Raw genomic sequence first — 26032 nt, 5'->3', positions numbered from 1 at the left:
CGCCGTCAAGGGAGCGTCTGCAACTGCGACAAGGGCGACGGTGTCCCGGCCTCTGGGCAGTTCATGTTTTGAATGGAAAAAGCATCATCTCAGGCAATGTGCGCGACGGTCAGGCGTCGGAAATGCGGGCGCCGTCGGCAGTGGCCGATGTGCCCGCATGGACGCCCTGTCACCCGCCATTCTACTGTCGCACGAATTCGCGCCATCTCCGGGCGCAGCTTAGGTGAGGCTAGGGGTAGGAATTTGCCCGCCTTCGACCGCTCCCGCGGATCAGGCATGAGGCCTGAACCGCCAGAGGTTAGGCTTGCCGGCTGCACCTATTCGCGCTTAATCCCGCCGTGACGGGCCGCGAAGCTTGCCCCGCTCCCCTCGATCGCTAAAAGGGCCGCAACACGCCATGCGCCGGGCCACCGGTTGACAGGGCACGCGGTGAAACCGACAACCCACGGTCGAAAACGGGTAAGGGGCAGGGCATGACGGGACAGGCACTCGAGCGCGAGCGGCCGCGGCTGGCGGCGGTGACGGCCGCGCCGGCACAGGTGAGCAACGCGGCAGCGGATGACGAAATCGACCTGCTCGCCCTGCTGCGCACGGTCTGGCGGGGCAAGTGGCTGATCCTGCTCGCGGCCCTGCTCGCGCTGGCTGGCGGGGTGTATTACGCGACCCGGGTTGCCGTACCGCAATACACCGCCTCCACCTCGATCGCGCTCCAAGTCTCCGGCCCGCAGGTCGTCGATCTCGAAAGCGTCATGTCCGGCGTTTCGACCGACGACGCCAGCATGAACACCGAGGTCGAGGTGATCCGTTCGCGCGGTCTGCTCGAACAGCTCGTGGCCGAGCTCGACCTGCTGGAGGATCCCGAGTTCAACGCCAGCCTCCGCCCGCAGGACGGTTTTTCTGTTTCTGCGCTGCTGGCGCCGGTGCTGGGCGGGCCGACCGAGGCACCCGTCGTCGATGAGGCACCCGTCGTCGATGAGGAGGCGGTCCTGAACGGCACTGTCGACGCCTTGAGGGCATCGCTCGGCGCCTCGGTGCAGCGCGACACCTTCATCCTCAACATCCGCGCGACCACCAGCGATCCGCGCAAATCGGCGCGCCTCGCGAACACGCTGGCCGAACTCTACATCGCCGACCAGATCGCGGTGAAGTTCAAGGGCACGGAAGAGGCCGTGACCTTCCTTTCCGAACGGGTGGCCGCGCTCGAGCAGGAGTTGCGCGAGAAAGAGGACCAGATCGCCGCGCTACGCTCGGATTCCGAGCTGGTCAGCCCCGAGGCGCTCGAACTGCTGAATCGGCAGGTCAAGGATGTCCGCGATCGCCTGACCGAGCTCAAGCAGCAGGCCGCGCGCGATGAAACACGGCTGTTCCAGCTGGAGACCGCCTTCGAAAGCGGTGACGTGGCTGAGGCCGTTCGCCTTGCAAACGATGCCACGCTGCGCCAGATCGCGCAGCGGCTCGAGAACGGCGACTCGCAGGCTTCGGAACTATACGAACGCCGCGCCGAGACGGTGCTCGCCCGCGCCGAAGTTGATCTCGAGCGCTCGACCTCGCAGGTCGCGTCGCTGGAAAACTCGCTGCAGCGCTTGCAGGCCCAGACCGAGACCCAAAGCGAGGATCTGACGCAGCTTCTGCAGCTGGAGCGCGAGGCGCAGGCAACCCGGACGCTCTACGAAACCTTCCTCGCTCGGCTCAAGGAGACTACGGTTCAGCGCGGCCTGCAGCAGGCCGATGCGCGGGTGCTGTCGAGCGCCACGCCTGGGGTGATGGTAGCCCCGCGCAAGGCCAGGATCACCGCGCTCGCGCTGATCCTGGGCCTGATGGTCGGGGTCGGCATCGTGTTGCTGCGCGAGGCCATGCAATCCGGCTTCCGGAGCTCCGATGAGGTCGAATCCCAGACCGGCCGGTCGGTCCTCGGGCAGATCCCGCGCATGCCGATCCGCAAGCGTCAGCAGCTGGTGAGCTATCTCAACGACAAGCCGACCTCCGCGGCTTCCGAGGCGATCCGCAACCTGCGCACCTCGGTGCTGCTGTCGAACATCGACGCCCAGCCCCAGGTGATCCTGCTCTCCTCCTCGGTGCCCGGCGAAGGCAAGACGACGCAGACGATCGGCCTCGCCCATAACCTCGCCGGCCTCGGCAAGAAGGTGTTGCTGATCGAGGGCGACATCCGTCGCCGTACCTTCAACGAGTACTTCAAGGGCAACCCGAAGGCCGGGCTGGTCTCGGTTCTCTCCGAAGGGCTGTCGATCGAGGAGGCCGCGCTACGGCCCGATGATTTCCCGGTCGACATTCTGATGGGCCAGAAGACCAGCGTGAACGCGGCTGACCTGTTCTCCTCGGAGGCTTTCAAGAGCTTCATGGAACAGGCCCGCCAGCAATACGATTACATCCTCATCGACACGCCTCCGGTGCTGGTCGTTCCCGATGCCCGCGTCATGGCTGCCGTGGCGGATGCGGTGGTCTATGTGGTGCAGTGGGACAAGACGCCCCGGTCGCAGGTGGCCGAGGGTCTCAAGCTCTTCGCCAGCGTCGGTGCCCCGATCACCGGCTTGTCGCTGTCGCAGATCGACACCAAGAAGATGAAGCGTTATGGCTATGGCGGGCAGAGCGGCGCCTATGGCGTCTATGGCAACAAATACTACGATATCTGACCAAGATTAGACGGCTAAAAAAAAAGGGGCGCCTACCGGCCAGCCCATGCAATAAATGTTGAAATGTCATGCCGACGACCAGAATCGACTGTGCCGATAGAAGGTGCCAAGCTGTATACGTCCCACTACGGGCGCCTGAAAGAAGAGGATAACTGATGGCTGGAGAGTTCTCCCAGGGCGCGCTGATCAATTCCGTCAACGAGTATAAAGCGGACAGCGAGGCCAAAGCTCGCAAGATCTAACGAGTTGTGGGATTTGCTGGCGAGTGAGCGCAAAACTAGCGCCTGCTGGGCAAACCACTACGTGGCGTTTGAGGGAGCTATGCCCGAATTTGGGTGACGCGCTTTGATCAGGCGGCGCGGTTCTTGGCGTCGAGGACGCCGTCGGTGAATTTGACGCCCTCGATCACCATTGGCAACTGGTTGGCGCCCTTCAGGCGACGCCACCCCTTCGCGGCGGCTTGCACGAGCTTGTAGACCATCAGCCGAGCCGTCTTCTGGGATAGCGCACCTTTCGTGCGGACGGTGCGGTGCCTGACGGTGGCGAACACGCTTTCAATGGGGTTCGAGGTCCGCAGATGATCCCAGTGCGCGGCGGGAAAATCATAGAACGCCAACAGCGCCTCGCGGTCCTTGGTCAGGCAGGTTGCGGCCTTGTGGTATTTCGCGCCGTATTTCTCGACGAAGACGTCCAGCGCAGCCTCGGCGGCGACACGGGTCTCGGCCTGCCAGATCTCGCGCAGGTCGGCTTTGACGGCGGGCTGGAGGGACTTGGGGACCTTGTTCAGCACGTTCGACGTCTTGTGAACCCAGCAGCGTTGGTGCCTGGTGCTGGGGAATACCTCGTCGAGCGCCTTCCAGAACCCGAGCGCGCCGTCGCCGACAGCGATCTCGGGCGCGCAGGTCAGGCCACGCGCCTTGAGGTCGACTAGCAGCTCGCGCCAGCTCTGCGCGCTCTCGCGCATGCCGACCTGAAAGCCCACGAGCTCTTTCTTTCCTTCCGGCGTCGCGCCGATGAGAACCAGCATGCATTCGGCCTGCGGCTCCATTCGGGCCTGGAGATAGACGCCGTCGGCCCAGACATAGGCGTAACGACGCGCGGCGAGGTCGCGGCGCTGCCAGCGCCCATACTCCGTTTCCCATTCACCGGTCAGGCGCGCCAGCACGCCAGGCGACAGGTTCGGGGCGTTCTCGCCGAGCAGGGCCGCGAGCGCCTCCTGGAAGTCCCCGGTCGAGATGCCGCGGAGGTAGAGAACCGGCAACAGCGCGTCCAAGCTGCGCGAGCGCCGCGCCCACCTCGGCAGGATCGCGGATGTGAACCGGATCTTATCCGCTTCGTTCTCCGCTGACCGATCCCGGACCTTCGGCCGCCTGATTGCGAGCCCGCCGATCCCGGTCTGGATCTCACGCTCGGGGCCGTAGCCATGCCGAACCACGCGCTGGCGCCCATCTGGCAGGCGGGTTTCGGCAAGCTCTGCGACGAAGGCATCCGCCTCCGCCCGCAGGGCCGCAGCCAACATCCGGCGCGCCCCCTCACGGGCGATCTCGGTCAGGGGATCGTCCAGCGAATGGGGCTGACGAAGCGGGATGATGTCAGTATCGTTCTTCATGGCGTATCGCTCCTTCGGGAGGTTCTGGCAGGCTTCAGCACCCGCCACGATACGCCGCCTTCTCAGGCCGCATCACCCATTTTCAGCCATAGCTCACGTTTGAGGCTGAGCGGAACTATCTTCTCGGCCTGCTCGACGAGGCTTATGGAGCGGACAAGAACCCCGCTCGCCAGCGAGCTTACGCCGGTGACGACGACCAGAACCACCGAATACCGGTTGGCCCCCGTGCGGGTCAACGTGTCACGCGCCGGGACCATTTATTCCTAGACTAATTCATAGCTGTCTTCAGAAAGAACTACAGCCATATGACGGATGGTGGCTGGATGAGCTGGATAAAAGGCCACATATTTGAGTAAGAGGCACTAACAGCGCCATCCTTACTGACCCGCTCCCCTGAAATGTCCGCGCTTTGAAGTTAGCCTGTTCCCCAAGCGAGGAGACAGACGATGAGAAGAAGCCGGTTCAGCGAGGAGCAGATCATCCGCATCTTGAAGGAGCACCAAGCCGGGCTCGGGGTGAAGGAGCTGTGCCGACAGCACGGGATCAGTGATGCGACCTTTTACAAGTGGCGCTCGAAGTATGGCGGCATGGAAGTGCCGGACGCGAAGCGGCTGAAGGCGCTGGAGGCCGAGAATGCGAAGCTGAAGAAGATGTTGGCGGAGCAGATGCTGGACATGGCCACGCTCAAGGAAATGCTCGCAAAAAATGTATGGTCCGCCCCGCGCTTGCAAGCTGCGCGATGCCATTCAGGCTTGCGTAAATGTATCCGGCCTCTGATCAGTGGGCCGCTTTTGGCGGCCAGGCCTTGATGAGATCCGCGCCTCGGGTTCCAGATTAGTTGCTACGGGATCGCGTCCCGCTTTTTTGCGAATGGTTTACCCGTGGCTGATCAGCCGTTTGGTCATCGTGCCTCCTGCAATCGGTGGGCAGTCGGCGTCAGGCAGCAGCTCCCTTCGAGCGGAGATAGAGTTGCCCGGGCCGCGTAAGGATCGCCCAAGCAATCCGTGTGATCTTGTTCGCCAGCGCCACAACCGCCTTGTTGCGATGCGTGCGCCCCTCGAGTGCCCTCAGCCACCGGCCGAGCGCGTGCTTCTCGCGATCGAGGTGCAGGAAGCATGATCGCGCTCCGTGAATGAGCAGGCGTCGGACATAGCCGTTGCCTCGCTTGCTGATCCCGCGAAGGGTCTGCTTGCCGCCAGTGGAATGCTCGGCGGGCACGAGACCGAGCCAGGCGGCCATGTCCCGCGCCTTGCGGAACTGCAACCCATTCCCGGCCGCAGCCATGAGGGCGGTGGCGCCCAACGGTCCAATTCCGGGCACGGTCATGAGACGACGTGCGACCTCGTCGGTATGGGCCGTCGCTTCGATTGCCTTCGAGATCTCCGCAATGCGCCGCTCGAGGTGGTCGAGATCGTCGAGGAGATCACGCAGCATCGCGCGCATGATGTCAGTCAGATCGTTCTCTGTGCAGTCGAGATGGCGCCGGATGTCGATATGGAACACGCCGGCGCCGGTTCGCATTGCCAAACCATATTCAAGGCAGAAAGCGCGGGCTTGATTGATCAGCGCGGTCCGGCTGCGGATCAGTCGATCGCGGATACGATGCAGTGCTTGCAGATCAATCTGCTCGGGCGTTCTCACCTGGACGAAGCGCATGGTTGGACGGGTCACCGCTTCGGCAATGGCTTCGGCATCCACCACATCCGTCTTGTTCGACTTCACATAGGGCTTCACGAACTTTGCGGGGATGATGCAGGCGTCGTGGCCGAGCTCGATAAGCTTCCGAGCAAGCCATTGGGAGCCGGGACAAGCCTCCATGCCCACCCGTGCAGCCGTGGCTGACGCAAAGAAGCGCAGGAGCGTGTCGCGGGTGAACTTGGCTCTCTGGATGGGCCGACCCCCTGCATCGAGTGCGACGAGATGGAATACTTTCTTGCCAAGGTCGATGCCGTAGACGGCGGCTTCCGGTTTGGGATTGATGCGCATCCGTTATCCTCCTTCTCCTATAGCGACAAAGGCTATGCCTGGATGCGGGGCGGACCATCCCATTACTTCTGAGGCCTGGTTCGAGGAGACGTGCCGTGGACTGGGCCATGACAGAGAAAAGCTATTCGCAGCGGCGCGCCTGCGCCTTGGTCGGGATCGACCCGCGCGTGTATCGGCGGCGACCCACCAGACCCTCCGACGAGGAACTGCGCCGACGGCTGCGAGCACTTGCCGGCGAGCGACGACGCTTCGGCTATCGCCGCCTGCACCTCCTGCTGGAGCGGGAGGGCTGGGTGCTGAACTGGAAGAAGCTGTATCGGCTCTACCGCGAGGAAGGGCTGACCGTGCGCAAGCGCGGCGGCCGCAAACGCGCCATCGGGACAAGGGCGCCCATGGCGATCCCGCAGGGGCCGAACCAGCGGTGGAGCCTGGACTTCGTATCCGACAGCTTCGCCGATGGCCGGCGGTTCCGGGTGCTCTGCGTGATCGACGACTTCAGCCGGGAATGCCTGGCAGCCGTCGTCGATACCCCGCTGTCCGGCCTGCGGGTGGCACGTGAGCTCGACCGGATCGCCGAACTGCGGGGCTATCCTTGCATGGTGGTCAGCGACAACGGCACGGAGCTGACCAGCAATGCGATCCTGAAATGGCAGGAGGACCGCAAGGTGGAATGGCATTACATCGCCCCGGGAAAGCCGATGCAGAACGGCTTCGTCGAGAGCTTCAACGGGCGACTGCGCGACGAATGCCTGAACGAGCACCTGTTCTCGAACCTGCGCCATGCCCGTCAGCTGATCGAGGCCTGGCGGGACGACTACAACCACCACCGCCCCCATACGAGCCTCGACGGGCTGACGCCCCGCGAGTATCACCACCGGGCCGAAAACGACCAAACCCTGAACAGAGCTAACCTATAAACGAGGACTCTCAGGGGAGCGGGTCATTACCTTCCCATACCCTGCCTCTAGACGAGCATGGTTTCCTCGGCTCGCCGAGGTTTCTGCCTTCCCGAAGAAATCTTCGAGAGCACGCGCCAGTTGTTGTGCCTCGCAACCCCAATAAGGCAAGGCGGCTCGCCTCAGACACAACATTTACAGCATGGGCTCGCGCCCATCGGGCGCCCTTTTGTTTGATCTCTACCGACTTCACTTGGAAACCATGTCGTCGATAAAAGATCGGGTACGCTATCGAACCGCCCCTGTCTGCACGAAGCGCAGTTCGCCCGGCGCGATCAGCGCGGCGGTGAGGCGACCGCTTGCATAGGCGCCGGTATCCGTGGCGATGCGGCCCTGATCCGCCACGGGCCGGTCATGGATGACGTGACCATGTGCGATCCAGATGCCGTCTTCACGTACTCGGTTCTCGAAATCTGGATGGCCCCAGAGCAGGGTCCGCTCGGCCTGAAGCTGCAGCGGCTGCGCCGGGTCGGCGGCGGCATGAACCACGACGATGTTGCCGCTGCGCCATTGCAGCGGCAGTGCCGCCATCCATGCCCGGCCCTCGGCACCGAGCGCCTCGACAAAGGCGTCCCGGGCGGCGGTCATCCGCTCGACATCCGTTCCCTGCCCCGAGAGGCCGACACCGAAGCTCGCCAGTGTCTGCAGCCCGCCATTCCGGAGCCAGCGCGTGCCATGCTTCTCGGGGTCGTCGAGAAAGGCCAGGCACATCGCCTCATGATTGCCCTTCAGGCAGATCAGATCCGGCCTGGCGCGCAGCCGCTCGATCACGGCGCGGCTCTGCTCGCCGCGATCGACATAATCGCCGACGAGCACGATCTTGTACTCGGGCGCTTCATCGGCGAGCTGGTCCAGCAACTGTCCGAGCAGATCGTCGCGGCCATGCACGTCGCCGATCACGGCGATCGGCGCCTCGGGCGCCAGCGGCGCGTCGAATTCGGGGGCGGTAGCGGTCCGGCCGGTCAGCCGGTTCCGCAAGGATAAGATGAATCCACGCATGAGCGGGACTTTATCCTCGCGCGGACCGGCTTGACCAGAGCGCCCGTTTAGGCGCCGCGCCGGCCTAGGACGGTGCCGATCGTCTGCCAGGTCACCCAGAGATCGAAGCGCATCGACGAACGACGAATATAGAGCAAATCTGCAGCCACCTTGCGGCGCAGTCCGTCGAGCCCGACAACATAACCGACCTCGGTCTGCGCCAGGCCGGTGATACCGGGGAGCACGTCGTGGCGCCGCCGGTAGCCATGGACGTTACCGACATAGACCAGTGCGTGATCATAGAAATCCGGCCGCGGCCCGATCATGCTCATATGTCCGGCGAGCACGTTGAGGATCTGCGGCAGTTCGTCGACGCGCGACTTGCGCAGGATGCGACCCAGCCGGGTGATCCGGTTGGTCTCGAGCGCGTCGAAAGGACCACGGATAATGGCGGGCGCCTCGGTCATGGTGCGGAACTTGAAGGCGCGGAACGGCTCACAGTCGCGGCCCATGCGGGTTTGCACGAAAAACAGCGAACCACGGTTGAAGAACGGGTTGAGAACCAGAAGCAGGAGTGCCGCTGACAGGAAGAACGGCAGAAGCGCCAGGCACATCAGCAGATCAAACGCGCGTTTGCCGGGGCGGCCATGGGTTTCGAAGACCCGAAATTTCGATGGTTCGCTTTTCTCGGCGGGGATGAACGCCTCCGTGACTACCGTGTCATTCATAATGGAAACGCACCTCAGCGCGGAAGCCTCTTGCCGCTGCTTCTCTTGATTTTCAACCAATGCGCACCAGGCGCGATCTCTCTGCCCTCATTCGACCAACCTGTCTAAAAGGTCAATATCTGCTCGAAAAAATTTCACGCTTAAGTTGTGACTACGCAATTCTTTTGTAGCATTGCGATGCTCACTAATACTGGCTTGGAAAAACACCGTTTCCCAAGAAAATTCAAAGAGATTAGGCTCAATCGGCCGCTCCTGACGGGGTTGCCGTCGAGAGCAGCCCGAAGAAGTCGGGCGGCCGACGAGGGCCGCCCGAACCAGTCTTACTGGGTGTCGGTCGTCGAGTTGGTGCTGTCGCTCGAGCTCAGCAGAACGGCGCTGGCCAGAGCAAGAGCCCCGAGGCCGGCGACGGCGGGAGCACCGAGGCCACCAAAGAGCCCGCGCGGCGGCACGGCAACGATGGGGCCGCCGGCAGCGGGAGCGGCAACGGCCGGCTCGACGATTTCGTTGGCGAGACCACCGGCCTGCACCGGGCCAGCCAGAACGACGGTCAGGGCGAGGCCAGCAGCGGAAACATAACGCAGCATGAATATATCCTTATAGAGCACTTCGGAGTTGTGGTAGCACAGCGGAATCTAGCCTGCCAGTGGCAAGGCTGTCACGGCGTCAATCGAAGCCGCGACAGATCTATGCTTGCCTGAAGAATCAGTGTATGTTTTCGACCTCATCCAGCCAATAATCGGATTATTCGTTGCAAAGCGGCCACTTGGCGCTCGTTCAACGGTAGCTCCGGTGACCAACCTGGACAAAGTGGTTCTGAGAGCCGCCGTCTCTCTCACGGGGAAAACGCTGGATCCCGAGCCACATCGATTCAACTTTAGGCTGAAAAGCCGGCTTCAGCGGTCCAGTCGACCCTATCCGTCGAATAGCCGCCCCCCCTCCCTCAACGCAGCCGCTCAATCACCCGGCGCAACTCCGCGGCCATGTCGATACGCCCCGCCTCGGCGTCGTCGATCCGCAGCCGCATCATCCGCTCGCCACCCCCGAGGAACAGACCGCCGCGTCGGTCCACGGTCAGCAGCAGCTCGACCCCGCCCGCATAGGGCAGGAACGCCACCTCGACCTCCTCGATCCCCAGATCGCCCAAACCCACCGGGCGGAAGTCGAACTCCTGCAGGAAGGGCGGGTCGCGGCGGGGCTGGTACTCCACCTCGGTCTCGCTCAGCCGGAAGCCCGCCGCCTCGATTCCTTGCAGCACCCGCGCCATCGTGACGCCGGGGCGGATCGTGACGGGGTCGGAATCGCGCGGGTCGACCGCGCCCGGCACCTCGAGCCGGGTCTCCAGCCGGGTGCTGGTCGAGCCGATGGTGATCGGCGCGGCCCGCGGCAGGTCCATCTCGATCGGAAGGATCAGGCTCTCGCCGACCTCGATCCGGCCGATCGGTGCCTGCCCCTCCACCAGCACGATGTCGCCATGGCGGCGGCCATGCGGGCCCTCGACCAGACAGCGGGTGACCAGGGACAGATGCGCGGCACGGATCTCCTGCGCGGCATTCCCGCCCTGAATGCGGATCTCGGCCCGCAGCGTGTCGCCGGGCGCCAGTGCCTCGTGCTCCAGAACCGCGTCGACGGTCGCGCCGCCGATGCCGAGACTGGACAGAACCTTGCCGAACATCGTTCGTCTCCCTTGCCTTGATCGCCTCGCGATATGGGGCCGGCGACCGCCCCGAAAAGAGCTGGCCCGCTGGTCCGATGGTAGATGCGCCGCTCCCCTCACCGGCCACGCCCGCACAACGCCGCGAAGGCGCCTCCTTCCCAGACTCACATGCGGCGGGCCCGGCGATTGCCGGGCCCGCGCATCATCCGTCTCGCGGATCGAAGGGGTCAGCGGCGACGGTCGGCCGGGCTGATCGCGCCGTCGCCATCCCGGTCGAGCCGGTCCACCAGACCATCGACCCGGGTGTCGAGCTCCTCGGCCGTGATCGCGCCGTCGCCATCGGCGTCGAGCTCCTGGAAGGCGTCGACCATATGCGGGCGCATGAACTGGTTATAGAGCGTCGCGAATTCCTCGATCTCGAGGTTGCCATCGCCCGAGGCGTCGGCCGCGCTCACCTGCGCGCTGCGATAGGCGTCGATCTCGGCCTGGGTCAGGGCACCGTCGCCATCGGTGTCGGCCTCAGTCAGGATCTGCTGCATCATCATGCCGCCGCGCATGCCGTGGCCGCCATGCATGGCGCGATGCTCGTCGCGACCGCCGCGACGCTCGCCATGCTCGCCGCGGTGATCGTCACCGCCACGCATCCGGGCAAAGAAGCCGCGGCCGTCACGCTCGGCCGGGCCCCGCTCCGGCGCGGCTTCCGGTGCGACCTCGGTCGCAGTTGCGGCCGGGGCCTCAGGCGCGGCGTCGTTGCTCTGCGCGGTGGCGACCACGGCGCCCGCGCCCATCAGCGCGGTCACGAGAAAGGCGGTGGGGAGGATCTTGGTCGTCTTCATGGCTTCAACCTTTGTGTCTGTCGTGTCGTCGCGGCCCGTCGTCTTGGTGCCGTGTCGATCAACTGGGACCGTGATGCCAGCCGCGCCAGAGCCGCACCACGCTGGCTTTGTCGCCCGCTGTCGCAGGCCGTCCGGGCGTTACAGCTTGCGACAACTCCTCCTCCCCGTGCCCCACCGTACACACGCTTAAGGAGAGCGCCTCAGTTCCCCAGTCGCCCAGTAAAGCGGCGAAACGCCCATGATCCGGGCGCGGCGGCGCGAAATGCGGCGCGCCGCCCGGCCGCCGCGCATGATCCCGGCAGACCCCGCCGCGGCGCCCTCCTAGCCTCGACTCATGACCGAACACGCGACATTCGACGAGATGTGGGGCCGCGACGCCGCCCTGCGCCGCCCCTACCGGGCGATCGAGAGCTGGTTCAGCGCCGAGGACCCCGCCCGACTGCGCCGCAAGGCGCGCGAGGCCGAGGACCTGTTCCGGCTCACCGGCATCACCTTCAACGTCTATGGGCAAAGCGAGGCGCGCGAGCGGCTGATCCCCTTCGACATCGTGCCGCGGGTGATCGCGGCGCGCGAATGGGACCGGCTGTCGCGCGGCATCGAGCAGCGGGTCCGGGCGATCAACGCCTTCCTGCACGACATCTACCACCGGCAGGAGATCCTGCGCGCCGGGCGGGTGCCGGTCGAGGCGGTGGCACGCAACGCCGCCTTCCTGCCGCAGATGATCGGCGTCGACCCGCCGGGCGGGGTCTACACCCATATCGTCGGCACCGACCTGGTGCGCACCGGCGAGGACGAGTTCTACGTGCTCGAGGACAACGCCCGCACCCCCTCGGGCGTCAGCTATATGCTCGAGAACCGCGAGACGATGCTGCACATGTTCCCCGAGCTGTTCATGCAGACCCGGGTGCGGCCGGTCTCCTCCTACCCGTCGATGCTGCACCGCTCGCTCTGCGCCTGCGCGCCGTCGGGGGTCTCGGGCCGGCCGGTGGTCGGGGTGCTGACCCCGGGCAGCTACAACTCCGCCTATTATGAGCACAGCTTCCTCGCCGACAAGATGGGGGTGGAGCTGGTCGAGGGCCACGATCTGCGGGTGGTCGACGGCCGACTGGCGATGCGCACCACCCAGGGCTACCGGGCAATCGACGTGCTCTACCGACGGGTCGACGACGACTGGATCGACCCGCTGAACTTCAACCCCGACAGCGCGCTCGGCGTGCCGGGGCTGATGGATGTCTACCGCGCAGGACGGCTGACGCTGGCCAACGCGCCGGGCACCGGCATCGCCGACGACAAGGCGATCTATTCCTACATGCCCGAAATCGTGGAGTTCTATACCGGCGAGAAGGCGATCCTGAAGAACGTGCCGACCTGGCGCTGCGCCGAGCCGGAGGCGCTGGCCTACGTGCTCGACAACCTGTCCAAGCTGGTCGTCAAGGAGGTGCACGGCTCCGGCGGCTACGGCATGCTGATCGGCCCGACCGCCTCCAAGAAGGAGATCGCCGCCTTCCGCGACAAGCTCAAGGCCCGGCCCGGCAACTACATCGCCCAGCCGACGCTGGCGCTGTCGACGGTGCCGATCTTCACCCGCGCGGGGCTCGCGCCGCGCCATGTCGACCTGCGCCCCTTCGTGCTGGTCTCGCCCGAGGGGGTCTCGATCACCCCGGGCGGCCTGACCCGGGTCGCGCTCAAGAAGGGCTCGCTGGTGGTCAATTCGAGCCAGGGCGGCGGCACCAAGGACACCTGGGTGCTGGAAGAATGACGACGCTTGGCAAGACGGCGGGCGGGCTCTACTGGATGTTCCGCTATCTCGAGCGGAGCGAGAACACCGCCCGGATGATCGAGACCGGCCAGCGCATCGCGCTGACCCGCTCGGCCGATGACGACCAATGGGCCAGCGTGCTGCGCGCCTCCGGCACCTGGGACGGTTTCGCCGCCGCGCATGGCACGGTCAGCCGCGAGGCGGCGATCGACTGGATGCTGCGCGACGCCGACAACCCCTCGGCGGTGCTGTCGGTGATCAAGCTGGCGCGCGACAACGCCCGCGTCGTGCGCACCGCGCTGACCCGCGAGGTCTGGGAGGCGGTGAACGAGGCCTGGATGACGCTTTCGGCGGCGCTGGCGCGGCGGGTGACGGATCGCGACCTCGGCCAGGTGCTGGCGCTGATCCGGCAGCGCGCCGCCTTCGTGCGCGGCGCCATCCACGGCACCATGCTGCGCAACGACGTCTATGATTTCTGCCGGCTCGGCATGTTCGCGGAGCGCGCCGACTGCACCGCGCGGATCCTCGACGTGAAGTATTTCGTGCTGCTGCCCTCGGCCAGCGCGGTCGGCTCGCGGCTCGACGACGTGCAGTGGGAGACGATCCTGCGCTCGGTCTCGGGGGTCGGCGCCTACCAGATGCGCTTCGGCCAGGAGCTGTGCCCGCGCGCCATCGCCGAATTCATCATCCACGACCGGGCGATGCCGCGCAGCCTCGCCTTCTGCGCCCACAAGCTGCGCGAGAACCTGAACTACATCGCCCAGGATTACGGCGCCCGGCTGCCGGCGCACGATCTTGCCGACGCGCTCAACGACAAGCTGCTGTCGCGGCCGATCGGCGCCATCTTCGAGAGCGGCCTGCACGAGTTCCTGGTCGATTTCCAAGGCTGTATCGGCCGGCTCAGCGCGCAGATCGAGATCGATTTCAGTTTCTACCGATGATCCCCATTTTCGGAGCGCGCCCATGCGGCTGAGCATCTCGCACCGCACCACCTATGCCTATGACGGCCCCGTCGCCTTCGGCATGCAGCAGCTGCGGCTGACCCCGAAATCGACCGGCGGCCAGCGGGTGATCGACTGGTCGACCCGGATCGGCGGCGGCAGCCGCGAGCTGACCTTCGAGGACCACCACGCCAACACCGTCGATCTGGTCTCGGTCGATCCCGGCGCCACCGAGATCGAGATCGTCTCCGAGGGCGAGATCGAGATCGAGGACCGCGCCGGGGTCCACGGCCCCCATGCCGGGCACATGCCGCTCTGGCTGTTCGAGCGGCAGACCCCGCTGACCCGACCCGGCGCCGGCTGCCGCAGGCTGGTGGCCCGGATCGAGCCACGTTCCGGCCCGCTGGAGCGGCTGCACCTGCTCTCCGAGTTGGTGCGCGAGACGATCGCCTACCGCACCGGCCGCTCCGGCATCGCCACCACCGCCGAGGAGGCGCTCGCCGCCGGCGAAGGCGTCTGCCAGGACCACGCCCATGCCTTCATCGCCTGCGCCCGCGCCATGGGCCAGCCGGCGCGCTACGTCTCGGGCTACCTGATGATGGACGACCGGGTGGCGCAGGAGGCGACCCATGCCTGGGCCGAGGCGCATCTGCCCGATCTCGGCTGGGTCGGCTTCGACGTCTCCAACGGCATCTCGCCCGATGCGCGCTATGTCCGTGTCGCCACCGGGCTCGATTACGCCGAGGCCGCGCCGGTCAACGGCTTCCGCACCGGCGGCGCGCGCGAGGATCTGCACGTCGCGCTCGACGTACGCCAACAGCAATGACGCCAGTAAAGGACCCCCGATGACCTATTGCTGCGCGCTGCGGCTCGACCGCGGCCTCGTCTTCATGTCCGACACCCGCACCAATGCCGGGGTCGACAACATCTCGAGCTGCCGCAAGATGTTCGGCTGGTCGGACGAGAACGCGGTGATCACCCTGCTCACCGCCGGCAACCTCGCCACCACCCAGGCGGTGGTCAGCATGATCGACGAGCGGCTGAAATCGCCGGGCGAGCGGCACCCCTCGATCCTCGGCCTGCCTTCGATGTTCGCGGTGGCGCGGATGGTCGGCGACCTGCTCAAGGAGGAGATCGCCCGCGCCGGGTCGGGCCAGATGAACGCCGATGCCGGCACCTTCGGCGCGACGCTGATCCTCGGTGGCCAGGTCCGCGGCTCGCCGCCGCGGCTGTTCCTGATCTATCCGGAGGGCAACTTCATCGAGGCCGGCGACGACATGCCCTGGTTCCAGAGCGGCGAGACCAAATATGGCCGGCCGATCCTGGTGCGCGCCTTCGAGGCGGGGATGAGCTTCGAGCAGGCGGTGAAGCTGCTGATGGTGAGCTATGATTCCACCATCAAGGCCAACCTCTCTGTCGGCCTGCCGCTCGATCTGCAGATCTACGCCGCCGACAGCCTGACCCCCGGCCCGACCCGCCGGATCGAGGCCGAGGACCCGCAATATCTCGCGGTTTCAGAGAATTGGAGCGCGGCGCTGAAATCGGCCTTCGACAGCCTGCCCGATGTCGCGCTCTGATCCGGCGCGGATCGGCGCGATGCGGCCGCCTGCATTTTCGGCCAACTGACAGCGGGGCCCGATCATGCTATCACCGGGGCGCGCGACCCCTGCCCGCCCCGCCACGGGGCCCGGCCCGGATCGCGGACATCAAGGCTGCGTCATTCCCTGTCGACCGATCCGGGCCGGGGCGTTGTGCCCGGCGGCCCGCGCGGTCCCGCGCCATCTCGAAGGAGATCCGACATGACCCGCACCTCCCGTTCCGCCGCGCCCCGGCTCAGGCCGGACGCGCCGATGCCGTCACCCGAACAGTTCGTCTCGCCGCAGATGCGCCATCTGCAGGCGGTGCAGTCGCGGCTGCTCGACGAGACCCGCACCTTCCACGCCGCCTGGGCCGAGCGCCGCCGCCAGGCGATGGCCGATCTGGGCGATCTCACCGCCGAAATGATCGCCGCCGGCCCCGATACCGGCCGCGCCGCCCACGCGCTCGATTTGTGGCGCGACGGCGCGCGGACCCGGCTCGCCGCCGATGCCGAGGACTGGATGCGGCTCTGGCTACGCTGCGCCCAGCACGTGGTCCGCGAGGTCAACGAGACCGAGAGCGAATGGATCAACGGCTCGGCCGAGATCGTCCGCCTCGCCGGTCGCGGCCGCCACGCCACCCCGGTCTGACCCCGACGCCCGAATTCCGGACCGACCCCACCGACCTGCAACGCGGCGGCGCCACACGGCGCCGCCGTTGGGTTTCTTGATTGCCAAAGTGGTCGGCGCGCTCCTAGCCCTCGGCCCCCAGCGACGTCACCGCCGCGCATAGGTCGCAGCCCGCGCCGAGCGCGCGCGCCGTGGCCCGCGCCATCGGCGGCAGGATCATCCACTCCAGGCTCCACGCCGCGCCGGAGCGTTCCTGCTCATGGACCAGCGCCTGATGCATGCCGGCGAGCTGCGTCGCGTTGAACCGCGCCAGCGTCACCAGCAGCTCGGCCAGCACCGGGTTCTGCTTGTGCGCCATCGCCGAGGAGCCGCCCGCCCCGGCGATCGACACCTCGCGCGGCGCCTGCTGCGCCATCAGCGCCACGTCCTGCCCGATCTTGCCCAGGCTGCCGGTGATCAGCGACATGAGCCCCGCATATTCCGCCAGCCCGTCGCGCCGGGTCTGCCATTGCGGCGCGACCGCGAGCCCGAGCGCCCGGCCCAGATGATCGGCCACCGCCACGCCGCGCCCGTCGAACCCGTCGCGCAGCCCCACCGGCCCGCCGAATTGCAGCCGCTCGACGCGCGGCGCCAGGGCGGCCAGCCGGGCGCGGTGATCGGCCAACGGCGCGGCCCAGGCGCCGATCCGGTCGGCCACGGTGATCGGCAGCGCCGCCTGCATCCGCGTCCGCCCCATCAGCGCCCGCGCGCCGAACCGCCGCTCCAGCCCGGCCAGCCCTTGCTCCAGCTCCGCCAGCCGCGCCGAGAGCAGGCCCGAGGTCTCGCGCAGCGCCAGCGCCAGCGCGCTGTCGATCACGTCCTGCGAGGTCGTGCCGCGATGCACCGCCTCCGCTGCCGGTCCCGCCGCGATCTCCAACTGCGCCACCAGCGCCGGCACCGGCAGCCCGTCGCGCGCCGTGCCCTCGGCCAGCGCGGCGGGATCGATATCGGCGGCCTCGATCGCCGCCGCCGCCGCCTCGGCGATGTCGCGCGCGACCAGCCCGGCGGCGCCGAGCGCCCGGGAATAGGCCGCCTCGAAGGCGATCATCCGCGCCAGATCGGCCTCGGCGCTCCAGATCCGCGCCGCCTGCGGATCGCCGAACAGCCCCGACAGCCAGGGATGGTCGAAGACCCCGCTCACCCGATCCGGTCCAGCATCTCGCGGATCATCGTCGCGACCTCCTCGGGCCGCTCGATGCAGGGCAGATGCCCCGCCCCGTCGAGGCAGCGATACTCGGCCGCCGGCACCAGCGCGGCCAGCGCCGAGACCAGCTCCGGCGGGGTCGCGCCGTCATCGCTGCCCGCGAGGCAGAGCGTCGGCACCGCGATGCCGCGCGCCACCTCGGTCAGGTCTGCGTCGCGGATCGCCCGGCAAACCGCCGTATAGCCCGAGGCCGGGGTCCGGGTCAGCATCATCCGCCAGCCCGCCAGCATCTCGGGCTGCGCGGCGCGGTAGCCCGGCGAGAGCCAGCGTTCGAGGATGGTCTCGGACATCGCGGCGATGCCCTCGCGCTCAACCGTGTCGATCCGCGCGTTCCAGCTGGCGTCGTCGCCGATCCTGTGGCCGGTGTTCGACAGGATCAGCCCGGCCACGAGATCGGGCCGCTCCGCCGAGAGGGCCTGCGCGATCATGCCGCCGACCGAAACGCCGCAGACCAGCGCGCCCGACAGCTCGTGCAGATCCATCAGCCCGGCGAGATCGGCGGCGTGGCCCTCCATCCCGACCGGCCCCTCCTCCGACAGCCCGTGGCCGCGCTTGTCCCACAGCAGCACCGGCGTTTCCGGGTCGAGCCGCGCCACCACCGCCTGCCAGATCCGCAGATCGGTGCCGAGCGAATTGGCGAAGACCACCGGTCGGCCGCGCCCCTCGCGGATCACGTGGTGCAGCACGGCGCCATGCGGCGCGGCGAAACGCAGCCCGCTCATGCCACGCCCTCCGGCATCCGCAGCCCGAGCATCTCGCGCGCCTGCCGCCATGTCGCCACCGGGCGGGCGTGCTTGTCGCACAGCTCGACCGCCCGCTTCACCAGCGCCGCGTTCGACGGCGCCAGCGTCTCGCGGTCGAGCCGGACATTGTCCTCGAGCCCGGTGCGGGTGTGCCCGCCCTTGGCGATCGCCCATTCATTGACGGTGATCTGCGCCGCGCCGACGCCGGCCGCGCACCACAGCGCGTCGGGGGCAAGGCGTTTCAGCGTCTCGATGTAGAAATCGAAGATCGGCTCGTCGAGCGGCATCGCGTTCTTCACCCCCATCACGAACTGCACGTAGAGCGGCCCCTCGATCCGCCCGTCCTGCGCCATCCGCGCCGCCTGCACGATATGGCTCAGATCGAAGGCCTCGATCTCGTGCTTCACCTTATATGCGCGCATCTCCGAGGCCAGCCAGTCGACGAGGTCGGGCGGGTTCTCGTAGACCCGGGTCGGAAAGTTGTTCGACCCCACCGACAGCGATGCCATGTCCGGCGCGAGCGGCAGCATGCCGCCGCGCTCGCGCCCGGCGCCCGACCGCCCGCCGGTGGAGAGCTGGATGACCATGCCGGGGCAATGCCGCTCGATCCCCTCCTTGAGCCGGGCGAAGCGCTCCGGGTCCGAGCTCGGGCGGCCCGCATCGTCGCGGACATGGCAATGGGCGATGCTGGCCCCGGCCTCGAAGGATTCGTGGGTGCTCTCGACCTGCTCCTCGATGCTGATCGGAACGGCGGGATTGTCGGCCTTGCCGGCGACGGAGCCGGTGATGGCGACACAGATGATACAGGGATCGGACATGGGCGGACCTCAGATGTCGAAGAAGATCGTCTCGTTCTCATCCTGCAGCCGGATGTCGAAACGGTACACCCCCTGCCCCTCCGGCCGGGCCATCAGCGTCGCGATCCGGTCGCGATGCTCGATCCGGGCGAGGATCGGGTCGGCGGCGTTGGCCTCCTCCTCGTCGGCGAAGTAGATCCGCGTCTGCAAGCCGAGATTGATGCCGCGCGCGACGATCCAAACCGAGACATGCGGCGCCTGCATCCGCCCGTCGCGGAACGGCACGGGCCCCGGCTTCACGGTCTCGAAGGCGAAAGCGCCGGTCTCCATGTCGCCCGCCTGCCGGCCCCAGCCGGCAAAGGCCGGGTCGGCCCCGTCCTGCCCGGCATAGAGCCCGGCGGCGTCGGCCTGCCAGATCTCGACCATCGCGTCGCGCAGCGCCGCGCCGGTGCCGTCATAGACGGTGCCGCGCAGGGTGATCCGCTCGCCGCGCACCGCGCCGAGCACCATTTTCTGGCCGAGATCCTCGTCATAGACCCCGTCGATCCCGGCAAAGTTCGGCAACGCGCCGATATGCACATAGGGCCCGGCGGTCTGGCTCGGGCTTTCCTTCAGCCGCTCGATCCGTTGCATCACAGCCCCTCCATGCGGTTTTCGAACAGGGTCTGCCGCCGCCCCCTGAGCACGATGTCGAAGCGGTAGACGCGGGCATCCATCGGGATCGTCGCCTCCATGTCGAGCCTCGCCACCAGACTCTCGATCCCCTCGCGCGACGGGATCGTGCCGACGATCGGGCAGTGCCAGATCATCGGGTCGCCATCGAAATACATCTGGGTGATCAGCCGCTGGCCCCAGCTTCGGCCGAACACCGAGAAATGGATATGCGCGGGCCGCCAGTCATTCGGCCCGTTGGGCCACGGATACGGCCCCGGCTGGATGGTGCGGAACTCGTAATTGCCGACCTCGTCGGTGAGGCAGCGCCCGCAGCCGCCGAAATCCGGGTCGAGCGGGGCGAGGTAGCTTTCCTTCTTGTGGCGATACCGCCCGCCGGCATTGGCCTGCCAGACCTCGACCAGCGCGCCGGGCACGCCGCGCCCGTCCTGGTCGAGCACCCTGCCCTGCACCACGATGCGCGGCCCGATCGCGCCCTCGGGGCGCTTGGCGTAGTTGTGGATAAGGTCGGCGTCGAGCGGGCCGAGCATGTCGCGGGTGAAAACCGGCCCGGTCTCCTCGCTCAGCGTGGTCGGAAAGGAGATCGGCGCACGCGCGGGCGAGCGCGCCACCGAGGTCTTGTAGGCCGGGGTCAGCGCCGCGGGATGCCATGCGCGGTCGCGCGCATAGAGCCCGCCGCCCGGGCGCGACTGCCCGCCCGGGGTCTGGGTGACGGGGGGCTTCCGGTCGGGGGTCATGACGCCTCCATCTCCTCGAATGTCTGCTTGGCGATCGCGATCGCGTGGTTGGCGCGCGGCACCCCGGCATAGATCGCCACGTGCAAAAGCGCCTCGAGCACGTCGTCGCGGCTCGCGCCGGTATTGGCCGTGGCGCGGATATGCAGCGCCAGCTCCGCGTCGTTGCCAAGCCCCGCCAGCAGCGCGATGGTCAGCATCGAGCGTTCGCGGTCGCTGATCGTGTCGCGGCTCCAGACATGGCCCCAGGCCGCGTCGGTGATCAGCGCCTGAAACGGCGCGTCGAAGCCGGTCCGGGCCGCCTCGGCCCGGTCGACATGGGCGTCGCCCAGCACCCGCCTTCGCGTCGCCGTCCCGGTCTTTGTCAGATCGCTCATCGCCTCGTCCCCCGTATCAATATGGCAGCCCGACATAGTTCTCGGCCATCGCCTGCTGCGCCGCCCGGTTGGTGCGCAGGAACTCCAGCTCGGCGGTCTGCATCCGCAGATCGAACGCGCTCTGGTCCGGATAGCGGTGCAGCAGCGAGGAGAACCACCACGAGAACCGCTCCGCCTTCCAGACCCGCGCCAGCGCCCGCTCGGAATAGCGGTCGATCCCCTCGGAATCGCCCTCCTCGTAGAACTGCCGCAGCCCGTTATAGAGGTAATGCACGTCCGAGGCGGCGGTGTTCAGCCCCTTGGCCCCGGTCGGCGGCACGATATGCGCGGCATCGCCGCACAGGAACAGCCGGCCCCAGCGCATCGGCTCGCAGACGAAGCTGCGCAGCGGCGCGATCGACTTCTCGATCGACGGCCCGGTGACCAGCCGCTCGGCTACCTCGCCCGGCAGCCGCCGCTTCAGCTCCTGCCAGAAGGCGGCGTCGGTCCAGTCCTCCGGCTTGTCCGAAAGCGCGCACTGGATGTAGTAGCGGCTCAGATTGGCGTTGCGCATCGAGCACAGCGCGAAGCCGCGCGCCGAGTTCGCGTAGATCAGCTCGTCATCTACGGGCGGCGTCTCGCTGAGGATGCCGAGCCAGCCGAACGGGTAGGTCTTCTCGTATTCGCGCCGCACCGAGAGCGGGATCGTCTGCCGGCTCACCCCATGGAAGCCGTCGCAGCCCGCCACGAAATCGCAGTCGATCCGCCGCGTCTCGCCATGCTGGCGAAAGCTGACATAGGGCGCGTCGCCATCGGCGTCGTGGATCTCGACCTGCTCGACCTCGAACAGCGTCTCGGCCCCGGCCGCCTCGCGCGCGTCATAGAGGTCGCGGGTCACCTCGGTCTGGCCATAGACCATCACCGAATGGCCGGTCAGCGCCTTGAAGTCGATGTGGAAGGTCCCGCCCTCATGGGCGATCAGCGCGCCGTCATGGGCGAAGCCCTCGCGCTCCATCCGCCCGGCCACCCAGGCCTCGCGCATCAGCTCCAGCAGTCCCCGCTCCAGCACCCCGGCCCGGATCCGGCTCAGCACGTAGTCGCGGGTCTTGCGCTCCAGCACCACGTTGTCGATGCCCCGCCGCAGCAGGAGCTGCGACAGCAGCAGCCCCGATGGCCCGCCGCCGATGATCACCACCTGTGTGCGCATCGCGTCCTCCCTCTCTTGCGCAGAGGCTAGCCGCGCGATTATCACAAGTAAAATGACGTTTCCGCCCATTTCATTGCGAAGAATGGAAAGCAAATGGATCGCCGACTGAAATTCCGGCAGGTCGAGGTCTTCGTCGAGATCACCCGCCGGCGCAGCCTCAAGGCGGCGGCGGAGCGGCTGCACCTGACCCAGCCCGCGATCTCCAAGACCCTGCGCGAGCTGGAGACCCAGCTCGGCGCGACGCTGCTCCTGCGCGATCGCGGCGGGGTGACGCTGACCCCTGAGGGGGCGGTGTTCCTGCAATTCGCGCAGATGAGCATCGCGGCGCTGCAGCAGGGGCTCGACAGCATCGAGGGGATCGGCGCCGGCACCGCGGCGCGGCTGGCGGTCGGCGCGCTGCCATCGGTCGCGGCCCGGCTGCTGCCCGAGGCGGTACGGATCCATGCCGACCGCGCGCCGGGCGCGCTCTTGCACATGGAGGACGGGCCGCACGGCTTTCTCACCGACCGGCTGCGCGAGGGCGCGCTCGACATGGTGGTCGGACGGCTCGGCGCGGCCGAGACGATGCGCGGGCTGAGCTTTACCCAGCTCTATTCCGAACATGTCGCCGTGGTGGTCGCGCCCGATCACCCGCTGGCCGGAACCGACGATCCGGCGCTGATCACCGGCTGGCCGGTGGTCTACCCGTCCGAGCGTTCGGCGATCCGGCCGCTGGTCGACCGCGCGCTGATCGCCGCCGGGGCGGGCGTGCCGCAAACCCGGATCGAGAGCGTCTCCGGCGCCTTCGGCCGCAACATGGCGCTCGGCGAGGCGCGGGCGGTCTGGTTCATCAGCCACGGCGTGGTGGAGCGCGACATCGCCGCCGGGCGGCTGGTGGCGCTGCCGATCGACATGGCGGCCACCGCCGGGCCGGTCGGCATCATGATGCGCGCCGAGGAAGAGCCGCTGCCCGCGCAGCGGCTCTTCCGGCAATCGCTCACCGACGCGGCGACGGCGCTGGAGCTGGCCTGAGCGGCCGCTAGCCCAGCAGCCGCACCAGCCCCAGCGTGATCGCCGGGAAGCCGATCAGCGCGCCGATCCGGATCACGTCCGAGACCAGGAAGGGCAGCACGCCGCGAAAGCTCTCGATCATCGGCACGTCCCGCGCCATGCCGTTGATGACGAAGACGTTCATGCCGACGGGCGGCGTGATCAGCCCGACCTCGACCACCACCACGGCGATGATGCCGAACCAGATCAGCGTCTCCTCCTGCGACATGCCGAAGTCGAGCCCGGCGACGATCGGGTAGAAGATCGGGATCGTCAGCAGCAGCATCGACATCGAATCCATCACGCAGCCCAGCACCAGATAGAGCGCGAGGATCGCCATCAGCACCAGCATCGGCGACAGCCCGGCCTCGCCGATCGCCTGCGCGATCAGGAGCGGCGTGCGGGTCTGCATCAGAAAGGCGTTGAAGGTCTCGGCGCCGAGCAGGATCAGGAAGATCATCGCCGTGGTCCCGGCGGTGCCGCGCAGGCAGGCCATCAGCCCCTCGAGCCGCATCCCCCCATGCGCGATCGCCAGCAGACCGGTGCCGAAGGCGCCGATCGCCGCCGCCTCGGTCGGCGTGAACCAGCCGCGATACATGCCGATCACCACCAGCGCGAAGATCGCGATGATCGTCCATGTCTCGCGCAGCGCCGAGAGCTTCTCGCCCCAGCCCATGCGCGGCCCGGCCGGGCCGTCCTCGGGGTTGCGGCGCACGAAGACCGCGACCGCGATCATGTAGCCCACCGCCGCCATCAGCCCCGGCACCATCGCCGCGACAAACATCTTGGCGATGCTCTGCTCGGCCATCAGCGCGTAGAGCACGAGGATCACCGAGGGCGGAATGAGAATGCCCAGCGTGCCGCCCGCCGCCAGCGAGCCGGTCGAGAGCGCGCCGGAGTAATTGTGCCGCCGCATCTCCGGCAGCGCCACCTGCGCCATGGTCGCCGCCGTCGCCAGCGAGCTGCCGCAGATCGCGCCGAAGGCGGCGCAGCCGCCGATCGAGGCCATCGCCAGCCCGCCCTTGCGGTGGCCGAGAAACGCCGCCGCGGTGCGAAACAGCGCCCGGCTCATCCCGGCGCGGGTCGCGAACTCGCCCATCAGCACGAAGAGCGGGATCACCGACAGCGAATAGGTGGAGAACTGGTGGAAGGTCGAGGTCTTGAGAAAGGCCAGGAGCGGCACCGTCCCGGTGTGCAGCCCGTAGCCCGCGATCCCGACCGCCAGCATCGCCACCCCGATCGGCACCCGCACCGCCATCAGCGCCAGAAGCGCCGCGAAGCCCGCCATCCCGGCGGCGATCCCGGTCACGACCGCACCCCGCGCAGATGCCCGGCCAGCGTCGCGGCACAGGTCGCCACCAACAGCGCCATCGCCGGCAGCACGACGAAGAAGCTCCACCAGACCGGCAGCCGCAGCACCATGGTCTGCTCGTTGTATTCATGCATCTCGACGCCCCCCAGCGACAGCCGCCACAGCAGCAGCGCGGCGATGGCGAGATAGACGAGGTCGCCCATCGCATCGAGCGCATGGGTCAGTCGCGGCCCCGCCTTCTGGGTGAAGAAATCGACCACCACGTTGCCCCCGGTCGCCTGGCACCAGGGCAGAAAGCAGAAGATCGCGATCGCCGAGCCGATCTCGACCAGCTCGTAATCGCCGGGGATCGGCCGGCCGATCAGCCCGCGCAGGGTCACGCTCGTCACCGTCACCAGCATGATCGCCAGCAGCGCCACCCCGCCGATCCCGGCGAACAGCCGCACCAGCGACATCAGCCAGCAAGGGAGCGCGGCGCGCCCCCCCTCGATGGTCTCGGTCTGCGACATGGCGCGCCCTATTCGCCGCGCTGCGCGTCGATCGCGGCGCGCGCCGCGGCGAGGATCTCGGCGCCGTTCTCGGTGTTCGCGACCCAGTCGTCGATCACCGGCTGCGTCGCTGCCTTCCACGCCTCCAGATCTTCCTCGGGGATGACGACCGCAGTGCCGCCCGCCGCCAGCGCCTTCTCGCGCTCCTCGGCCTCGGCCGCGTCGAGCACCTCGCCCGCCAGCGGCGCGAGATTGGCGCCGGAATTGTCGTCGATCACCTGCCGCAGATCCTCGGGCAGCCCCTCATAGACCCGCTTGTTCATCACCAGCGCCATCACCGAAGTCGACAGACCGCCATTCTCGACGCCGATCTCGGTGTGGTCCTTCGCCATCTCCTCGATCCGGAGCGAGCCGAACACCTCCCAGGGCAGCACCGCGCCGTCGATCACCCCGGTGGTCAGCGCCTGCGCCACCTCCGGCACCGGCATGCCCACCGCCGTCGCGCCGAGCGCGCCCAGGCCTTCGGTCATGGTGCGCGAGGGGGCGCGGATCTTCTTGCCGGCGAGGTCGTCGAGGCTCTCCACCGGGCCGCCGCGCATGTGGAACTTGTAGGCCGCCGGCGCATGCAGCAGCAGCGGATGCACGTCGTCCAGCTCCTCGGCGAGGTATTTGTCCTGGAAGCCCTGCAGCGCCATGGTGGTCTCGGTCGCGGTGCCGGCGACGAAGGGCAGCTCGAACACCTCGGCGATCGGGAACCGGCCGGGGGTGTAGCCGAGCAGCGTCCAGGCGATGTCGACGATGCCGTCGCGGGCCTGGTCGAAGAGCTGCGGCGGCTTGCCGCCGAGCTGCATCGACGGGTAGAGCTGGACCTCGATGCGGCCGTCCGACTGGCTCTCGACCCGCTCCTTCCAGACCTCGAACAGCCCGGCATGCATCGGCGCCTCGGCGGACAGGAAATGGTGCAGCCGGAGCGTCACCTCCTGCGCCTGGGCCGCGCCGCCCATCATCGCCACGGCCAGCGCGGCGCTCAGAATCCTCGTCATCGCGATGTCTCCCATATCCATCCGGCCCGCGCCCGTGGCACGGGTCCCCTCCTGGCGGGCAGGATGGCACAGGAAACTGGAATGAAAAGTGACTTCTTGGCGG

At 67.6% G+C, this 26032-nt stretch carries 25 protein-coding genes and 2 pseudogenes; 9 read left to right on the top strand and 18 right to left on the bottom strand.

Annotated features, from left to right (window positions below):
- Positions 1-473 precede the first annotated feature (473 nt).
- Positions 474-2651 carry a GumC family protein gene (locus T8T21_RS16850; protein WP_322337586.1) on the top strand — a complete coding sequence of 726 codons (2178 nt, stop codon included), beginning with the start codon at positions 474-476 and terminating at the stop codon, positions 2649-2651.
- Positions 2652-3000: 349 nt separating this feature from the next.
- On the opposite strand, the gene T8T21_RS16845 is transcribed toward T8T21_RS16850, so the two are convergent.
- Positions 3001-4260, bottom strand: a complete 1260-nt coding sequence (locus T8T21_RS16845; protein WP_322337585.1) for an IS256 family transposase — start codon at positions 4258-4260, stop codon at positions 3001-3003.
- A 62-nt stretch (positions 4261-4322) separates the two neighbouring features.
- Complete coding sequence (locus T8T21_RS16840) at positions 4323-4517, bottom strand: hypothetical protein (protein WP_322337584.1); 195 nt, start codon at positions 4515-4517, stop codon at positions 4323-4325.
- Positions 4518-4706: 189 nt separating this feature from the next.
- Here T8T21_RS16840 and tnpA point away from each other — a divergent pair.
- Positions 4707-4970 (top strand): annotated as a pseudogene (gene tnpA / locus T8T21_RS16835) (IS66 family insertion sequence element accessory protein TnpA); the annotation flags it as partial.
- A 226-nt stretch (positions 4971-5196) separates the two neighbouring features.
- On the opposite strand, the gene T8T21_RS16830 reads toward tnpA, so the two are convergent.
- Positions 5197-6246 carry an IS110 family RNA-guided transposase gene (locus T8T21_RS16830; protein ID WP_322337583.1) on the bottom strand — a complete coding sequence of 350 codons (1050 nt, stop codon included), beginning with the start codon at positions 6244-6246 and terminating at the stop codon, positions 5197-5199.
- Positions 6247-6311: 65 nt separating this feature from the next.
- Here T8T21_RS16830 and T8T21_RS16825 point away from each other — a divergent pair.
- Positions 6312-7163: pseudogene (locus T8T21_RS16825) on the top strand (IS3 family transposase); the annotation flags it as partial.
- A 267-nt stretch (positions 7164-7430) separates the two neighbouring features.
- Here T8T21_RS16825 and T8T21_RS16820 read toward each other — a convergent pair.
- The 5 genes from T8T21_RS16820 to T8T21_RS16800 form a co-directional block, all read right to left on the bottom strand.
- Positions 7431-8201 carry a metallophosphoesterase gene (locus T8T21_RS16820; RefSeq protein ID WP_322337582.1) on the bottom strand — a complete coding sequence of 257 codons (771 nt, stop codon included), beginning with the start codon at positions 8199-8201 and terminating at the stop codon, positions 7431-7433.
- Positions 8202-8248: 47 nt separating this feature from the next.
- Positions 8249-8908, bottom strand: a complete 660-nt coding sequence (locus tag T8T21_RS16815) for a sugar transferase (protein ID WP_322337581.1) — start codon at positions 8906-8908, stop codon at positions 8249-8251.
- A 320-nt stretch (positions 8909-9228) separates the two neighbouring features.
- Positions 9229-9492, bottom strand: coding sequence for a hypothetical protein (locus T8T21_RS16810; protein WP_322337580.1), 264 nt, complete (start codon positions 9490-9492; stop codon positions 9229-9231).
- A 356-nt stretch (positions 9493-9848) separates the two neighbouring features.
- Positions 9849-10580, bottom strand: a complete 732-nt coding sequence (locus tag T8T21_RS16805; RefSeq protein WP_322337579.1) for a sporulation protein — start codon at positions 10578-10580, stop codon at positions 9849-9851.
- Positions 10581-10789: 209 nt separating this feature from the next.
- Positions 10790-11398 (bottom strand): EF-hand domain-containing protein, encoded by a 609-nt coding sequence (locus T8T21_RS16800; protein WP_322337578.1) that lies wholly within the window; start codon positions 11396-11398, stop codon positions 10790-10792.
- Positions 11399-11732: 334 nt separating this feature from the next.
- Here T8T21_RS16800 and T8T21_RS16795 point away from each other — a divergent pair, with 334 nt between their 5' ends.
- The 5 genes from T8T21_RS16795 (at position 11733) to T8T21_RS16775 (ending at position 16326) form a co-directional block, all read left to right on the top strand.
- Positions 11733-13157, top strand: a complete 1425-nt coding sequence (locus tag T8T21_RS16795; RefSeq protein ID WP_322337577.1) for a circularly permuted type 2 ATP-grasp protein — start codon at positions 11733-11735, stop codon at positions 13155-13157.
- Entirely contained in the window at positions 13154-14098 is a 945-nt protein-coding gene (locus tag T8T21_RS16790; protein WP_322337576.1) for an alpha-E domain-containing protein, read from the top strand. Before T8T21_RS16795 ends, T8T21_RS16790 begins: the two co-directional genes overlap by 4 nt.
- A gap of 22 nt (positions 14099-14120) precedes the next feature.
- The gene (locus T8T21_RS16785; RefSeq protein ID WP_322337575.1) at positions 14121-14924 is read left to right on the top strand and encodes a transglutaminase family protein; all 804 of its coding nucleotides are present in this window, start codon (positions 14121-14123) and stop codon (positions 14922-14924) included.
- 19 nt (positions 14925-14943) lie between these two features.
- Positions 14944-15675: a peptidase gene (locus T8T21_RS16780; protein WP_322337574.1), complete on the top strand. Its 732-nt coding sequence runs from the start codon at positions 14944-14946 to the stop codon at positions 15673-15675.
- A 222-nt stretch (positions 15676-15897) separates the two neighbouring features.
- Positions 15898-16326 (top strand): hypothetical protein, encoded by a 429-nt coding sequence (locus T8T21_RS16775; RefSeq protein WP_322337573.1) that lies wholly within the window; start codon positions 15898-15900, stop codon positions 16324-16326.
- A gap of 103 nt (positions 16327-16429) precedes the next feature.
- Here the strand turns inward: T8T21_RS16775 and T8T21_RS16770 are convergent, their stop codons facing one another.
- The 7 genes from T8T21_RS16770 to pobA are packed head-to-tail and all read right to left on the bottom strand — an operon-like array spanning position 16430 to position 22057.
- Positions 16430-17485 carry a 3-carboxy-cis,cis-muconate cycloisomerase gene (locus T8T21_RS16770; protein ID WP_322337572.1) on the bottom strand — a complete coding sequence of 352 codons (1056 nt, stop codon included), beginning with the start codon at positions 17483-17485 and terminating at the stop codon, positions 16430-16432.
- Entirely contained in the window at positions 17482-18270 is a 789-nt protein-coding gene (pcaD, locus tag T8T21_RS16765) for a 3-oxoadipate enol-lactonase (RefSeq protein WP_322337571.1), read from the bottom strand. The genes T8T21_RS16770 and pcaD overlap by 4 nt, the downstream gene beginning before the upstream one ends.
- Positions 18267-19109: a BKACE family enzyme gene (locus tag T8T21_RS16760; protein WP_322337570.1), complete on the bottom strand. Its 843-nt coding sequence runs from the start codon at positions 19107-19109 to the stop codon at positions 18267-18269. Before T8T21_RS16760 ends, pcaD begins: the two co-directional genes overlap by 4 nt.
- A gap of 9 nt (positions 19110-19118) precedes the next feature.
- Positions 19119-19724, bottom strand: coding sequence for a protocatechuate 3,4-dioxygenase subunit alpha (gene pcaG / locus T8T21_RS16755; protein ID WP_322337569.1), 606 nt, complete (start codon positions 19722-19724; stop codon positions 19119-19121).
- Positions 19721-20497 (bottom strand): protocatechuate 3,4-dioxygenase subunit beta, encoded by a 777-nt coding sequence (gene pcaH, locus T8T21_RS16750; RefSeq protein ID WP_322337568.1) that lies wholly within the window; start codon positions 20495-20497, stop codon positions 19721-19723. Before pcaH ends, pcaG begins: the two co-directional genes overlap by 4 nt.
- Positions 20494-20871 carry a 4-carboxymuconolactone decarboxylase gene (pcaC, locus tag T8T21_RS16745; protein ID WP_322337567.1) on the bottom strand — a complete coding sequence of 126 codons (378 nt, stop codon included), beginning with the start codon at positions 20869-20871 and terminating at the stop codon, positions 20494-20496. Before pcaC ends, pcaH begins: the two co-directional genes overlap by 4 nt.
- A 16-nt stretch (positions 20872-20887) precedes the next feature.
- The gene (gene pobA, locus T8T21_RS16740) at positions 20888-22057 is read right to left on the bottom strand and encodes a 4-hydroxybenzoate 3-monooxygenase (protein WP_322337566.1); all 1170 of its coding nucleotides are present in this window, start codon (positions 22055-22057) and stop codon (positions 20888-20890) included.
- 93 nt (positions 22058-22150) lie between these two features.
- Between pobA and pcaQ the strand changes: the two genes are divergently transcribed.
- On the top strand, positions 22151-23068 hold the full coding sequence (gene pcaQ / locus T8T21_RS16735) for a pca operon transcription factor PcaQ (protein WP_322337565.1): 918 nt from the start codon (positions 22151-22153) through the stop codon (positions 23066-23068).
- Between the two features lie 7 nt (positions 23069-23075).
- Here pcaQ and T8T21_RS16730 read toward each other — a convergent pair whose 3' ends face one another.
- From T8T21_RS16730 to T8T21_RS16720, 3 genes are read right to left on the bottom strand one after another with little or no spacing between them, the layout of a single operon-like run.
- Positions 23076-24395, bottom strand: a complete 1320-nt coding sequence (locus tag T8T21_RS16730) for a TRAP transporter large permease (RefSeq protein ID WP_322337564.1) — start codon at positions 24393-24395, stop codon at positions 23076-23078.
- Positions 24392-24907 carry a TRAP transporter small permease gene (locus T8T21_RS16725; protein ID WP_322337563.1) on the bottom strand — a complete coding sequence of 172 codons (516 nt, stop codon included), beginning with the start codon at positions 24905-24907 and terminating at the stop codon, positions 24392-24394. Before T8T21_RS16725 ends, T8T21_RS16730 begins: the two co-directional genes overlap by 4 nt.
- A gap of 8 nt (positions 24908-24915) precedes the next feature.
- Positions 24916-25929 (bottom strand): TRAP transporter substrate-binding protein, encoded by a 1014-nt coding sequence (locus T8T21_RS16720; protein WP_322337562.1) that lies wholly within the window; start codon positions 25927-25929, stop codon positions 24916-24918.
- Between the last annotated feature and the right edge of the window lie 103 nt (positions 25930-26032).

The organism is Limimaricola variabilis, assembly GCF_034371605.1.
In the GTDB taxonomy this organism is placed as follows: Bacteria; Pseudomonadota; Alphaproteobacteria; order Rhodobacterales; family Rhodobacteraceae; genus Limimaricola; species Limimaricola variabilis.
Note: the sequence above shows the minus strand (reverse complement) of the source record. Positions and strands in the feature narration are given on the sequence as shown.

Coding starts and splice junctions, on each gene's coding strand:
- T8T21_RS16850 (WP_322337586.1), top strand. CDS start 474: ATGACGGGACAGGCACTCGAGCGCGAGCGGCCGCGGCTGGCGGCGGTG.
- T8T21_RS16845 (WP_322337585.1), bottom strand. CDS start 4,260: ATGAAGAACGATACTGACATCATCCCGCTTCGTCAGCCCCATTCGCTG.
- T8T21_RS16840 (WP_322337584.1), bottom strand. CDS start 4,517: ATGGTCCCGGCGCGTGACACGTTGACCCGCACGGGGGCCAACCGGTAT.
- T8T21_RS16830 (WP_322337583.1), bottom strand. CDS start 6,246: ATGCGCATCAATCCCAAACCGGAAGCCGCCGTCTACGGCATCGACCTT.
- T8T21_RS16820 (WP_322337582.1), bottom strand. CDS start 8,201: ATGCGTGGATTCATCTTATCCTTGCGGAACCGGCTGACCGGCCGGACC.
- T8T21_RS16815 (WP_322337581.1), bottom strand. CDS start 8,908: ATGAATGACACGGTAGTCACGGAGGCGTTCATCCCCGCCGAGAAAAGC.
- T8T21_RS16810 (WP_322337580.1), bottom strand. CDS start 9,492: ATGCTGCGTTATGTTTCCGCTGCTGGCCTCGCCCTGACCGTCGTTCTG.
- T8T21_RS16805 (WP_322337579.1), bottom strand. CDS start 10,580: ATGTTCGGCAAGGTTCTGTCCAGTCTCGGCATCGGCGGCGCGACCGTC.
- T8T21_RS16800 (WP_322337578.1), bottom strand. CDS start 11,398: ATGAAGACGACCAAGATCCTCCCCACCGCCTTTCTCGTGACCGCGCTG.
- T8T21_RS16795 (WP_322337577.1), top strand. CDS start 11,733: ATGACCGAACACGCGACATTCGACGAGATGTGGGGCCGCGACGCCGCC.
- T8T21_RS16790 (WP_322337576.1), top strand. CDS start 13,154: ATGACGACGCTTGGCAAGACGGCGGGCGGGCTCTACTGGATGTTCCGC.
- T8T21_RS16785 (WP_322337575.1), top strand. CDS start 14,121: ATGCGGCTGAGCATCTCGCACCGCACCACCTATGCCTATGACGGCCCC.
- T8T21_RS16780 (WP_322337574.1), top strand. CDS start 14,944: ATGACCTATTGCTGCGCGCTGCGGCTCGACCGCGGCCTCGTCTTCATG.
- T8T21_RS16775 (WP_322337573.1), top strand. CDS start 15,898: ATGACCCGCACCTCCCGTTCCGCCGCGCCCCGGCTCAGGCCGGACGCG.
- pcaD (WP_322337571.1), bottom strand. CDS start 18,270: ATGAGCGGGCTGCGTTTCGCCGCGCCGCATGGCGCCGTGCTGCACCAC.
- T8T21_RS16760 (WP_322337570.1), bottom strand. CDS start 19,109: ATGTCCGATCCCTGTATCATCTGTGTCGCCATCACCGGCTCCGTCGCC.
- pcaH (WP_322337568.1), bottom strand. CDS start 20,497: ATGACCCCCGACCGGAAGCCCCCCGTCACCCAGACCCCGGGCGGGCAG.
- pcaC (WP_322337567.1), bottom strand. CDS start 20,871: ATGAGCGATCTGACAAAGACCGGGACGGCGACGCGAAGGCGGGTGCTG.
- pobA (WP_322337566.1), bottom strand. CDS start 22,057: ATGCGCACACAGGTGGTGATCATCGGCGGCGGGCCATCGGGGCTGCTG.
- pcaQ (WP_322337565.1), top strand. CDS start 22,151: ATGGATCGCCGACTGAAATTCCGGCAGGTCGAGGTCTTCGTCGAGATC.
- T8T21_RS16725 (WP_322337563.1), bottom strand. CDS start 24,907: ATGTCGCAGACCGAGACCATCGAGGGGGGGCGCGCCGCGCTCCCTTGC.
- T8T21_RS16720 (WP_322337562.1), bottom strand. CDS start 25,929: ATGACGAGGATTCTGAGCGCCGCGCTGGCCGTGGCGATGATGGGCGGC.